The sequence below is a fragment of the Streptomyces sp. NPDC052107 genome (assembly GCF_040680215.1).
Lineage (GTDB): Bacteria > Actinomycetota > Actinomycetes > Streptomycetales > Streptomycetaceae > Streptomyces.
The window spans coordinates 28,825-40,789 of the sequence record NZ_JBFAWG010000060.1; the positions used below are offsets into that span (position 1 = coordinate 28,825).

Annotated in this window: 10 protein-coding genes and 1 pseudogene; 9 read left to right on the forward strand and 2 right to left on the reverse strand. The window is 67.8% G+C overall.

Annotated features, from left to right (window positions below):
• Window positions 1-156: 156 nt before the first annotated feature.
• The 6 genes from AB0M27_RS36015 to AB0M27_RS36040 are packed head-to-tail and all read left to right on the forward strand — an operon-like array spanning window position 157 to window position 7,479.
• Window positions 157-1,473: a radical SAM protein gene (locus AB0M27_RS36015; protein ID WP_365728272.1), complete on the forward strand. Its 1,317-nt coding sequence runs from the start codon at window positions 157-159 to the stop codon at window positions 1,471-1,473.
• Entirely contained in the window at window positions 1,470-2,585 is a 1,116-nt protein-coding gene (locus AB0M27_RS36020; RefSeq protein ID WP_365728274.1) for a radical SAM protein, read from the forward strand. Before AB0M27_RS36015 ends, AB0M27_RS36020 begins: the two co-directional genes overlap by 4 nt.
• Complete coding sequence (locus tag AB0M27_RS36025) at window positions 2,585-3,883, forward strand: radical SAM protein (protein WP_365728276.1); 1,299 nt, start codon at window positions 2,585-2,587, stop codon at window positions 3,881-3,883. Before AB0M27_RS36020 ends, AB0M27_RS36025 begins: the two co-directional genes overlap by 1 nt.
• A 39-nt stretch (window positions 3,884-3,922) precedes the next feature.
• The gene (locus AB0M27_RS36030) at window positions 3,923-5,137 is read left to right on the forward strand and encodes an MFS transporter (protein WP_365728278.1); all 1,215 of its coding nucleotides are present in this window, start codon (window positions 3,923-3,925) and stop codon (window positions 5,135-5,137) included.
• On the forward strand, window positions 5,134-6,117 hold the full coding sequence (locus AB0M27_RS36035) for a hypothetical protein (protein ID WP_365728280.1): 984 nt from the start codon (window positions 5,134-5,136) through the stop codon (window positions 6,115-6,117). Before AB0M27_RS36030 ends, AB0M27_RS36035 begins: the two co-directional genes overlap by 4 nt.
• Window positions 6,118-6,129: 12 nt before the next feature.
• Window positions 6,130-7,479, forward strand: a complete 1,350-nt coding sequence (locus AB0M27_RS36040) for a DUF455 family protein (RefSeq protein WP_365728282.1) — start codon at window positions 6,130-6,132, stop codon at window positions 7,477-7,479.
• Here AB0M27_RS36040 and AB0M27_RS36045 read toward each other — a convergent pair.
• Window positions 7,480-7,918: pseudogene (locus tag AB0M27_RS36045) on the reverse strand (oligopeptide/dipeptide ABC transporter ATP-binding protein); the annotation flags it as partial.
• A 109-nt stretch (window positions 7,919-8,027) separates the two neighbouring features.
• Between AB0M27_RS36045 and AB0M27_RS36050 the strand changes: the two are divergent.
• The 3 genes from AB0M27_RS36050 (at window position 8,028) to AB0M27_RS36060 (ending at window position 10,632) form a co-directional block, all read left to right on the forward strand.
• Complete coding sequence (locus AB0M27_RS36050) at window positions 8,028-8,336, forward strand: helix-turn-helix transcriptional regulator (RefSeq protein WP_365728283.1); 309 nt, start codon at window positions 8,028-8,030, stop codon at window positions 8,334-8,336.
• Complete coding sequence (locus AB0M27_RS36055; protein WP_365728285.1) at window positions 8,336-9,859, forward strand: helix-turn-helix transcriptional regulator; 1,524 nt, start codon at window positions 8,336-8,338, stop codon at window positions 9,857-9,859. The genes AB0M27_RS36050 and AB0M27_RS36055 overlap by 1 nt, the downstream gene beginning before the upstream one ends.
• 197 nt (window positions 9,860-10,056) lie before the next feature.
• Window positions 10,057-10,632: a transcriptional regulator gene (locus AB0M27_RS36060; RefSeq protein ID WP_365728287.1), complete on the forward strand. Its 576-nt coding sequence runs from the start codon at window positions 10,057-10,059 to the stop codon at window positions 10,630-10,632.
• A gap of 351 nt (window positions 10,633-10,983) precedes the next feature.
• Here AB0M27_RS36060 and AB0M27_RS36065 read toward each other — a convergent pair whose 3' ends face one another.
• Window positions 10,984-11,490 (reverse strand): hypothetical protein, encoded by a 507-nt coding sequence (locus tag AB0M27_RS36065; protein ID WP_365728288.1) that lies wholly within the window; start codon window positions 11,488-11,490, stop codon window positions 10,984-10,986.
• Window positions 11,491-11,965 lie beyond the last annotated feature (475 nt).

An 11,965-nucleotide genomic window follows, 5' to 3' on the forward strand; every position in this document is an offset into this window, starting at 1 on the left:
GATCTGGACCTGTGCATGGCCTGGGCGGCCTGAGCCCGGCAACGGCACGTTCGCACCTCGATAGCGACGGCATCCCACTGAGTTGCTAGCCATGTGCCCTTCGGGGGGCAGGTTCCACCAGCTTTGCACAGACCGCGGCAGGAGGAGCGGAGTCATATGCGAGTCATGCTGATCCACCCCGGCGTGCCCGAGTACGGGGGCCGGGAGAACTTCCGGGCCCATTATCCACCGCTGGGTCTCGCCTGCGTGGCCGCTCCACTGGTGCGGACGGGACACGAGGTGGTCGTGGTGGACTGCGCCGCGGAACGCCTGTCGGACCAGGACGTGGTGCGACGCGTGGCCGACTACGGCGCAGACGTGGTCGGGTTCCGCTGCCAGTTCATCAACTACCCGCTCGGCCTGCACATCGCGAAGGAGATCAAGAAGGCGCATCCCGAGGTGGCCGTCATCTTCGGCGGACCGCACATGGGGCTCGTCGCCGAGCAGGGCCTGCGCGACCACCCGTACATCGACGCCATGGTCCACGGCGAAGGAGAACACGCCCTGCTCGAGTACGTCCAGGCGCTTCCCTCGAAAGACCTGGGCTCGGTCAAAGGACTGGCGTGGCGGAAACGTGACGGCACGGTGGTCCACAACGGCCGGCGCGAGGTCCGCAACGGTCCGATGGATTTCCCGCAGCCCGCCTTCGAGGTGCTGCCGATGCACCTGTACCGGCTGGCCAACTTCTTCTCGCTGGAAGGCCATCGAGGCTGCCCCATGAAATGCACCTTCTGCGCCTTGCCGCAGGTACAGACGCGCCGGGTGCGCTACAAGAAACCCGAGGCACTGGTCGCCGAGATGGAAACGCTGGTCCAGGACTACGGCATCAACCGCTTCGACTTCATCGAGGTGAACTTCACCATCAAGAAGAGCTGGGCGCACGAGGTCTGCGATCTCATCATCGAGCGACAGCTGCCGGTCCAGTGGATCTGCCGAAGCTATCCGGAACTCGTGGACCCTGCCGTGCTGCACAAGCTCAAGGCGGCCGGCTGCTACCGGATCAACTACGGCATCGAGTCGGGGTCCGCCGAGGTCCTGCGCAACTACCGCAAGGTGACCACCGTCCGCCAGGGCCTGGACGCCATCCGATGGAGCAAGGACGCCGGGCTGACCGTCTACGTCGACTACCTGATCGGCGGCCCGGGTGAGACATCGGCGACCGTCGAGGAGACCATCGACTTCCACCACGCCGCGCAGCCCCACTTCGCCGACGTCTCCATGGTCGTCCCCTTCCCCATGACGCCGATCTACGACTCGCCGGAGGAGTTCGGGGTCCGGGTGACGGACGACCGGTGGTTCGAGGACCTGGAACAGACCTCGAAATTCCCCTTCGTGCGGGCGATGGAACTGAAGCATCTGCAGAAGGGGGAGCTGGAACGACTCTGGCTGCACGCCGTGAGGAACATCATGTTCGACGAGGAGGCCATGACGTGAAAGGGCCGGTCCCCACCTTCAACTATCCCATGTCGGTCTACTGGAACATCACGTCCATCTGCAATCTGCGCTGCGACCACTGCCTGTCCCGTTCCGGAAAGAAGCAACCAGGTGAACTGACCCACGACGAGGCGATGCGGCTCGTCGACGAACTCGTCGAGAACCGGGTCTTCTTCCTCTACATCGCGGGCGGCGAACCCCTCCTGCGCAAGGACCTGTTCCAGGTGATCGAGCGGGCGCGTGAGGGGGGCGTACGCGTCTACATGGCCACCAACGGAACGTACATGACCCCCGAGAAGGCCGCCTGCATCCGGGAACTGGAGCTCGAGGACGTCCTGGTGAGTCTCGACGGGGTGGACGCGAAGACCCATGACACCTTCCGTCGCGTCCCCGGAGCGTACCGGGACGCCCTGAACGCGATGGACACGCTGCTGGAATCCGGCGTGCGGATGAGCGTGGGCACCGTGGTGTGCCGCCAGACCGTCTCCCAGCTCGACGACATGCACGCCCTCTTGAAGAACAAGGGCGTACCTGTGTGGCGCCTCACGGGCATGTGCCCGGTGGGCAGGGGGCACGAGATCTACTACCAGACCGGCCTCGGCGTGGACGAGATCCGCCATCTGGCCGACTTCGTGGCGGAACACACCGGTGATCCGGACATGCGAGTGCACCTCGACGACCCGCTGCCCATGAAGATCTGGGCACTCCAGGGCAAGTCCCCGGTCCAGCCCGCCAAATGCGGCGCGGGCCGCACCCTGTGCTGCGTGCAGTACGACGGCACGGTGACGCCCTGCGTCCTCTTCGACCACCCCGTCGGCAACATCAAGGACTCCTCACTCGGTGAGGTCTGGCGAAGCGCTCCCTTCTTCGCCGGCATGCGGGACGTGTCGTCGACCACGCTGACCGGCAAGTGCACCAGTTGCTCGAAGGTCGTCGACTGCAACGGTGCCTGCCGTGCCCACGCCTGGTTCGAGTACGGCGACCTGAAGGCGCCCGACCCGGTGTGCCTGCGGGAGGACATTCCCGACGACTACGTACCGCCGCCGACCGTCCGGCGCACGCTTCCGGTCGTGTCGGTGACCTCGGCGGGCGGACGCGGTGGTGCTTGCTGATGCGGGTGCTCCTGGTCAACGCGCCGACCCCCGGGTACGCGCTGCAGCCGTATCCGCCACTGCAACTGGGGTACCTGGCCGCGGCACTGAGGGAGTCGGGGCGGCATGACGCGGCGATCCTGGATCTGGGGATCGAGGAGCACACTCAGGCCGAAGTCTCCGCGCTCATGCAGGACTTCGACGCGGTGGGCCTGTACTTCGTCACCATGAACTGGCACGAGGGGATGCGCCTGGCGGGGCTGGCCAAGCAGCTGGGGCTGCCCACGATGGCAGGTGGCCCGCATGCGGGGCTGGTGCCGGAGGAGTCGCTGCGCCACGGGGCGCTCGACTTCGCGTTCGTGGGTGAGGCCGAGTTCTCCTTGATCGAGCTCCTGGACGCGCTGGAGTCGGGGAAGCCGGTCACCGACATCCCCGGGCTCGTGGTCGCCACCCCCGACGGTCCACGTCGTCATCCGCAGCGGGCGCGCCGCCCCGACCTGCGGGAGCTGCCCTGGCCGGCGCGCGACCTCATCCCCATGGCGCGCTATCGAACGGTGTCGGACGACACCAGTGCGCTGGCCAGCCGTGGCTGCCCCTACCCGTGCAGCTTCTGTGCGATCAGGGTGATGAGCAACGCCAGCTACCGGAGGCGGGCCCCCGAGGACTTCGTCGCGGAGGTGAGCCACGTACAGCGCACCTACGGCTTTGACCGGTTCACGTTCTTCGACGACATCTTCACCATCGACCGGCGCTATGTTCTGGCGCTGTGCGCGCAGATACGGGAACGCGGACTCGACATCACCTGGTCGTGCGAGACCCGGGTGGACCGGCTCGACCAGGAGATCCTCACCGCCATGCACGACGCCGGCTGTTACCGCATCTTCTTCGGTGTCGAGTCGGGCAGCCAGCGGATCCTCGACAGCATCTCCAAGCGCACCCGCGTACAACAGATCAAGGACGCGGTGTCGATGACGCGCGCCGCCGGGATCCGGACCGTGATGTCGGTGATGGTGGGCACCCCCGACGACGACGAACAGAGCATCCGCGACAGCATCCGGCTGACACGCGAACTGGACAGCGACGAGGTGTGGTTCCAGCCGTTCGCGCCGTTCCCCGGAACGGACATCATCCCCAAGATCCAAGACCTCCTGGACGACGACTGGATGGAGATGTACCACCGGCTCGATCTGCGCTCACCGGTGATGCCCACCAGGAACCTGTCCTTGGCCGAGGTCCGGTCCCTGTATCTGGAAGCCGTGCTGTCCACCGGGAACCGCGGCTGGGTCAAGCCGCCGCAGGCGAGCCACACGGTGAACTGAACCGAGACACAAGCCCGATGATGGGAGCGACCGCGGAACATGAAATTCCTCAAACCCGGCATCATGGGCCTGATCGTGTTCTCCGGGATCACCATGCTCACGGTGGGCATGGTGGCCCCCATCCTGCCGCTGTATTTCAAGGACGCGGGCCTACCCGTCGGCGAGAACGGTGCCGTCGTGGCGGTCAGCGGTTTCATGAGCGCGTTGGCGGCGCTGTTCGCGGGCAACGCGGCTGACCGTTTCGACCGCAAGAAGTTCATGGGCGTCTCGGGTGTCGTCCTCGGCGTGCTGCCGCTGGGGTACCTGGTCGCCCATTCGACGGGCGAGTTCGTGGCGCTGCGTGTCCTGCAGGGCCTCACCGCGCCGCTGGCCGGTGTTGCCGCCCAGGCCATCCTCATGGAGCTGGCTCAGCGCTCGGGCCGTCGCGGTGAGGTCCTGGGAGCCGAACGCACCGTCTCGTCGAGCACGTTCGTGGCGGGGCCGGTGCTCGGCGGCGCGATCGGCGGCTTCCTGGCCCTGCGTGCGGTCTTCGTCGTGCAGGCGTGTCTCCTGATCGCGGCCACGCTGTTCGCCCTGTTGCTGCTCCGTAAGGAGGAGGGGCCGCCGCGCCAGCCGGTGAAGCTGCTGTCGCTGCCGGAGATCCTCAAGGACAAGGTCACTCTGGCCCTGCTCACGCTGCTCCTGTTCGACTTCATGAACTTCCAGGTGCTCACCTTCGTCCTGCCTTTGTACGGCAAGGACAAAGGGATCAGCGCGGCGACCATCGGCCTGCTCATCACGGTGCAGTCACTCGCGTACGCCCTGCTTCAGGGACCGGTGGGCAAGCTCGCCGAGGGCAGGCGCGCCATGCCGGTCCTCGCCGCCTGCACGGTCGCGGGCGGCCCCGTCGTGTGGCTGTGCTCGCTCACCGACGACCCGCTGGTGATCGGCGTGCTGATGGTGCTCTTCGGGCTTGCCTCGGCCCCCGTGTTCCTCGTCGTGATGATGACGGTCGCGGATGCCGCCGGGGAACGCGCCGGAGTGGCCATGGGCCTGATCAACTCGGTGATCTACGTGGCCGCCGGGCTCGCTCCGCTGGTTTCCGCGCTCCTGTCCGAGCTGAGCATCCGGCAGGGCTTTCTCGCCCCGGTGCTCAACTCGCTGCTGTCGATCCCCCTCGTGGTGGTCGTCTGGCGCTGGGCGAGGGATGAGCAGCCGCCCGAAGCCGGGGCCGAGCAGCCGTCCGACGCCGCGACCGCCGTCGAAGAGAAATGACCTCCACGATGCGGCCGCCCGCGGTCGTGGACCTGGACGCGGCCGTGACCTGCGCGCGGGCCTACATCGAGCGGCGTACGGGCGAACGCCCGACGGTGCGCGACGCGCGTCTGGACGACTCGACGGGCTCGGCTCCGCCCCGCCTGTCGGTCGTCACCGATCAGGCGGAACACCTCTTCTTCGTGCGCCGGCGCAACGTACTGCAGATGCTGTGGATGGCGAAGGAGCTGCGCGCAGCGGCGTGGCCGCTCGCCGGGCGAGTGTATCTGGAGGCGTTACTGCCGTTCGCCACCATGGCGTTATCCCCCGCGGTGATGCGCAACGGCCGCGTCGCACAGCCGTTGAGCCTCGTGGCACGCACCCCGGCGGGCACGGACCCGGCCCTGCTGGGTTGCGTACTGGACGCGCTGGGCCGTTTCGATCGGGTGCGGCCCCGCTCCGGATCGCTCCAGGCGGAGCTGTCCGATCTGCTCACGGTGCGCCATGCGGGCGCCGCGGCACTCGACCCGGTCGCGGCACGACGGCTGGTGGAAGTCACCGCTCGCTGGAGCGGGCTGCTCGACGGGCAGCGGGTGGGACTCACTCCGCGCGACTTCTACCGGAACCTGCTGGTCGGGACGCCACTGCTCACGCCCGGTGCGCCGGCCTCACTGACCCTGATCGACTTCGGCGAGTCGCAGAAGTACTGCTGCCGCGGCGAACGGCTCGCCCAGCTGTGCGTCCACCTGGTGCACAGCGCGGGTCCGGCCGGTATCGCCTGGTCCGAGACCCTGCTCACCGCAGCCGCCGACCGTGGCTGCGATCTGCGCGCACTGCCCTTGTTCCTGGGGCTGTGGACCGTGCGCTGGTCCTTGTGGAACCGGCCCGGCGGTCTCCCGGAATGTCTCGACCTGCTGCACCAGGCGCACCCGGGGGAGGACGAGCGGAGCTCAGACGGATTCGTGTCCGCCGTCTTTCGCACCCTGCTGTCCTTGAGGTGAAGGGAGAAGGAAATGACCACAGCCGACCCGGCCGCAGGGGAACGGATCTCGGTCGACGAGGCGGCCGACAGGTGGGGGCGCATCGCCTACGCCTTCGAGCGCGCGTTCGAACTCACGGCCGGGTGGATCCCGACCGTGCCCGAGACACTCGGCAAGGTGGCACTCGGTCACATGCTCTACCTGGACGCTCTGGCCGTCGACGCCGTCCATGACCGGCTCGCGGGGCTCCTGCGGCCGCACGAGGCCGGTGGCGACGAGCGGCCGCACGCCGCGTACGTCGCCTTCACCAACGAGGCCGTTGACCTTCGGGACTCCGCCGACCGCGCGGCGGCGCTCCGGGCCTGGCACGCCGACATACGCTCCGCCGTGCACACCTATCTCGACCGGACGGACCACGGCTGGGACGAACCGAGCCTGCGCACCGCGCGCACCGTGCTGGGCCTGCTGGACGACATCGACACGAGGCTGGCCTCATGGCGACCGGCCGCGAAGTCCCCCGGCGCAGCCGTGGCAGCGCTGCTGGGCCTCCTCGAACGGTCGGGCGGATGCGCCCGGCCGGGTACGGCCGGCCAGGACGCCGTCGAGCGCCGACGGCCGGCCCCCGTGCGGACACCGCTGCGACAACCTGATCTGACGGTGCTGCCCGCCGACGCATTCCCCGGCGGATTCCGGCCCGAGCCCGGTGAACGGATGCGCTATCAGCTGCACACCATCGCCTTCACCGTGGAGATCTGCGCGGTGGAGGTCTGTTCCCAGGTCATCGTCCGGCACCCGGACATCCCCTGGGAGTGCAAGCGCGACCTCGCCCGTCAGGTGGACGACGAGGCGCGGCACTTCGAACTCCTGGCTCGCCGCGTCGCCGAGCTCGGCGGACACATGGGCGACTATCCGATCCACCACGGGATCTGGGACTACTTCACCCTCGGCGCCAGTCCGCTGGAGGAGCTGTGCATCCAACAGGTCATCCAGGAAGGCCACGGCCTGGACGCCGACGTGATCTTCGCCGATCTGTGCCGCAAGGACGGGGACAGGGTCACCGCCCGGCTCTTCGACTTCATCGGCGCGGACGAGGTCGGGCATGTGCGCATCGGCACCACATGGATGCGGCACTTCGCGGGCGGTGACGACGACCAGGTCCTCCGGGTGTTCGAGGACTGCTACCGGCGCCTCGAAGAACATGCCTTCGGATCACGTTTCGTGGTCCAGGAGAAGGAGCGGCTCCTCGCCGGCATGACGCGGGCGCAGGTTACCCGCGCGCGACAGACCGTGCTCGACACCATGGCGCGCGCCCTGCGCAAAACGCCCGGAGGCGCTACGGGTACGGTCACCCGCGGCACCTCCGGGCCCGACGGTTCCGACTGATCAGGCCTGTTCGTCGGCCGTTTCGGCGGAGTGCTCGGCAGACTCGGAGTCCTCGGCACGGACGGTCGCCCCGGCTTCGGCCGAGTGCGCGGCCTCCGCGGACTTCTCCAGGCGGCATCGCCGCGCAGCTCGTCGGCCTCCTTGGCGGCCGTCAGCAGGACGGTGTCCTGAGGGGCCTGGTCCGCGAAGTTCTGCGGGTGCCGGCAGGGCGACGCGTTCGCCGGGGCGTAGCTCCAGCAGCGGCGGCTCGGTGGCGCGGCACATTGCCGTTACCTTGCAGCGCGGGATGTGAAAGCGGCAGCCCGAGGGCGGCGGGTTTGGCGAGGGTACATCGCCCTTGAGCCCCGATGCGCTCGCTCTTCGCGACCTTCCGTTTCGGGTCCGGGAGAGGCAGCGCCGACGGCGGTTCCCTGGTGTACGGGTGCATCGGCAACTTGTGAGCTGGTGATGGTCGGCGAGCTCCACATCTTGCCGAGGTACATTACCGCTTCCACGACGCAATGCGAAATACGTATAAAACATGCGTGGCTATTGGTAGAGTTCGCGTCATGGGTATGACTCTGGAGCAGCGGATGCGGTCGGCTGTGGCGGCGCTTTTGCATGCGGCCGGTGAGTCGCAGACTGATCTCGCTGTTGGCCTCGGAGTGAGTCAGGCTCAGGTGAGCCGACGTCAGTCGGGTTCCGCTGCTTGGAGCCTGGCTGACTGTGACGCGGTCGCAGCGCACTACGGCATCGATGTCCTTGATCTTCTGGCGGGACCCACCCGGGCTGCGGAGGCGCTGCCTGCCGAGCGTCGCCGCGTTCCCGGCCGCCGTGCTGCCACCGCAGGCGCTGCGAGCGCCGACGAAGGAGTGTGATGACCGACTTCGGTGCGATCGACGCGCTGCTGGCGGGGGCCAAGAGGGAGGTGGCGCTGCCGCCGGTCGAGGAGCGGCGTGCCCTGCGTGAGGCGCTGAACGTCTCCCGCGTCCAACTCGCCCAGGCCCTGGGGGTCAGCCCGTCCACGGTCGGGGGATGGGAGTCGGGGCGGGACCCGAGTGGCGAAGTGCGGGAGAAGTACGCGTACTTCCTCACAGGTGCGCGGACCAAACTGGCCGCCGAGGAGCCCTCGAAAGCCCCGGCCGACGAGCGCCGGGACATCGTGCCCGCGCCAGCCGAGCAGGGCCTCAGCCCGGGTGACGATGTCGAGAAGCTCGCCGTGCCCCGGCCCTGCGTGCTGTGCGGGCAGGCCGCCCACCACCAGGTCGCGGGATTCCCTCAGCATCTGGACTCCGACGACTGCGGCACCGCCAAGCCTGCGCAGACGATCGGGCCCACAGTGCCGGGGGAGCCGGCTCCGCCCAAGGAAGCCCGGCGTCCGGAACCCTCCGGCCACCCCGGGCAGCAGGAGCGCGGGGTCAAGGTTGTGCCTGTCGGCCGTCGGCTGAAGACCGCCGACGCCCCAGACCTGATCGGCTCCACCGTCGCGGCCGCGCTCGGCGAGCATTCCGGCGATGTGGAGGCGGCGACCAAGACGCTGGTGAAGCGGGCGATCCCGGACGCGATGGCCTTGCTGGACCAGACCCGCAAGGGCGGCCGGTACGAGGTGGTCGCGCATCCGTGGCTGCCCGACGTCCTGCGCAAGCCGTCCTCCCGCGGCGCTGACCAGATCTGGGAGGCCCGCCCCAAGTGGGCGAGGCCCGAGCTGCCGCCGGGGGAGCACGAGGTCACCGCACTCGACATCAACGGGGCCTATCTGAGTGCGCTCAAGACCCACCTGCCGCTGGGCCAGCTGGAGCACTCCACGGGTAACCACCACGACCGGCGCCGCGCCGGCGTGCATCTGATCAGCCCGCCCGACTGGGCACACGACGCCTACCTGCCGAACCCGATCGGCAGCCGGGACGAGCCGGGCCCGCTGTGGGTGACCGAATCCACCCTGCGCCTGTTGTTGCGGATCTCGGGCCCGAAGTATGGGCTGTGTGACCCGCCGGAGATCCACGAGTCGTGGACGTCCGGGGCCACGGAGGGGCTGCTGGAGAAGTTCCGTGTTGCGCTGAAGGACGCCCGGGACCAGGCAATCGCCGAGGGCGACGAGGTGACGCTGGAGTACGTCAAGGCGATGTACTCGAAGTTCGTCTCCACGTTGGGGGAGTCGAACTACAACCGGGAGCTGTACCGCACCGACTGGATGCACCTCATCCGCTCACAGGCCTTCGCGAACCTGTGGTGGAAAGCCCACCGCGCGTACGACGAGGGCCTGTTGGTCGTCCGCGCGATGGGTACCGACGAACTCCACGTCATCGGCAACTGGCGCGCGGTCTTCCCTGAAGGCCGCGGCGTCGCCGAGGTGAAGGTCAAGGACGTTTACAGTGTCGGCACTCCAGGCACGACGGACTAAGGAATCAGCGACGGCCGTACGGACAGGTGGTGACACCGGATGGAATGCGCCAGAGACGCAACTGGATGGCATCCTTTCAGATTCCGGCAAGGAATTCTGGGATGGTGGGTCGTTTCAGCCCTCAATTCCTGTATGGTTGATGATTGGATTGGGGCTCCTGAGTGACTATCAATGGTTCGTGGGGCGAGGGGTAGAGGGTGCCGGATAGAAATATCGAGTTCGGCAGATATGGGGCCAGTGGCGTCAAGGGGCATGAAGCGGTGGCGCGTCAGCTTGATGCGTTGGCCAATTTCATTGCTACCCCAGTGTCGCAGCGGCGCGGCTTGCTCGCGCGGCTCCACTATCTCACCCGGACCGATCGCGCTCGTCAGGCGGCCCGCGAGGTCGGTCTCACCGTCAGCGACCGGACCGTCAAGGCGTGGCTGGAGGGCAAGCGCAGCCCGTCGAAGAAGAATCTGCAGGCCATCGAGGTCGCTTACCGTTCGGTACGTCGTCACAATGTGGCCAGGTATTTGCTGGCTCGATTGAACCGCCAAGGCCGTGGAACGCGTGTTGAGTTCCACCCGCTCAACCAGTCACAGGTTCCCCGCCCGCGCCAACGGGCCCTGTCGTTCCGCACACTCAATGTGCGCCACTGGGACCGGATCGTGGAAGCATGGGCCAAAGACGACGACGAGGCTCTGGACGAGGCCTGGGTCAACGACGCGGTGGCGGACCTCGGCTCCGAATGGGGTCAGTACGAGTACGTCACCACCGTCGGATTCGCTGCCTGACGTCGGGAAACGGCCTGGGTTCGTGCCGCTGCCGGGCGTTTGTGTGGGCTCGTCCTGGTACCTGTGAACGGCCCTGGTGCGCCGCTTGGCGGGTCAGCGAACGTTCGTTGGCTCAGCCGCTGTTGCGGCCGTGTGCCCTTCACGCCACGGCGATCGCATCCTTGCCAGACGCACACGCCGCGAATATCGGGTCGATCTGTACACCCGCGATCTTCATGCCTGGGCCGGCTTGCCGCTGATGGTGGATGGCCTGGGATCGAGCTTGGTTGCGGCGTCGCCAATGGGACCAATCGAGCCGGTGGGCCGTGCCGTGGACGGCCCAGCCTTCTCACCGGGCGGGGGCAGGGTCAGTCAGCGGTCGAGGTCGATCGTGAAGCGCCTCGTGCCCGTACCGATCGTGTCGGCGTGGACCGAGCCACGAGCCCGGTCGAATGCCCCGGTGCCGCCGGTGATCGCGTTGTCGAACGAAGGGGGAGGGCCCGGCTTGAGAATGCCGAAGACCATCCCCTGCACGGTGAGTTGGCCGCCCGGGAGGTTGTAGTTCACGACGCACTCCTCCGCTCCGCCGTTGTCGACCCGGGTGGTGGTGCAGGTGCCGCCGGTGTCGCCGACCTGGTTGCCGTGCTGGTCGAAGAGGTCCGAGCGGAAGACGGTCCGATCGCCCTGGGCGGGGCTGCCGCCGGGGTTGACGGGGAAGCGCGTCTGCTGCGCGAGATGGCCGATGAGTGTGATGACTCGGTCTCCGCCCTTGGCATGGGCGAAATCGGTGTCCGTCGCGGCGGCCGCGACAGGGGCGCCGGCGAGAAGGGTGACCAGCGCAGTGGCCGTGCCGAGACAGGCTGCCCTGATGGGGCGCATCGTGTGGCTCCTGAGGTTGACGTTCATGGATGGTCAGGTGCCGCATTCATAACCTCGGCTCTGCCGCCGCCCGGAACGCCCCGGCGCGACCCACCGTCAGATCCGACCAGTCGGACCAACCCGGGACGAGAGACGGCCCGGCCGACCGCGCACTACGAAGATCGCGATCTACAACTGGAGGTGTGCCACGAACACTGAGAGTGAGGTTGATGTAGGCAGAGACCCTGCTTGATGTGGTGCTGTGCGGAAGATGAAGGTCTTGTGGCCCTTCGGCGTCGCCCTGCGGTGGGAGGCGTCAAACCGCCCCGAGCTGCGTTGGCTGAAGACCGTCGTGGTGAGCGTCCGGGGAAAAGGCGCCGGTCAGGCGTCAGGTGGGGACCGGAAGGCGAACGCGAGTGAACCGCTGATGACGTGTCGTAAGTAGTAGGTGACATCGAAACCGGGGTGACTTCAGGATCCCGGGACAAGCCTGGCG

Coding starts and splice junctions, on each gene's coding strand:
- AB0M27_RS36035 (WP_365728280.1), top strand. CDS start 5,134: ATGACCTCCACGATGCGGCCGCCCGCGGTCGTGGACCTGGACGCGGCC.
- AB0M27_RS36015 (WP_365728272.1), top strand. CDS start 157: ATGCGAGTCATGCTGATCCACCCCGGCGTGCCCGAGTACGGGGGCCGG.
- AB0M27_RS36040 (WP_365728282.1), top strand. CDS start 6,130: ATGACCACAGCCGACCCGGCCGCAGGGGAACGGATCTCGGTCGACGAG.
- AB0M27_RS36050 (WP_365728283.1), top strand. CDS start 8,028: ATGGGTATGACTCTGGAGCAGCGGATGCGGTCGGCTGTGGCGGCGCTT.
- AB0M27_RS36025 (WP_365728276.1), top strand. CDS start 2,585: ATGCGGGTGCTCCTGGTCAACGCGCCGACCCCCGGGTACGCGCTGCAG.
- AB0M27_RS36030 (WP_365728278.1), top strand. CDS start 3,923: ATGAAATTCCTCAAACCCGGCATCATGGGCCTGATCGTGTTCTCCGGG.
- AB0M27_RS36055 (WP_365728285.1), top strand. CDS start 8,336: ATGACCGACTTCGGTGCGATCGACGCGCTGCTGGCGGGGGCCAAGAGG.
- AB0M27_RS36065 (WP_365728288.1), bottom strand. CDS start 11,490: ATGCGCCCCATCAGGGCAGCCTGTCTCGGCACGGCCACTGCGCTGGTC.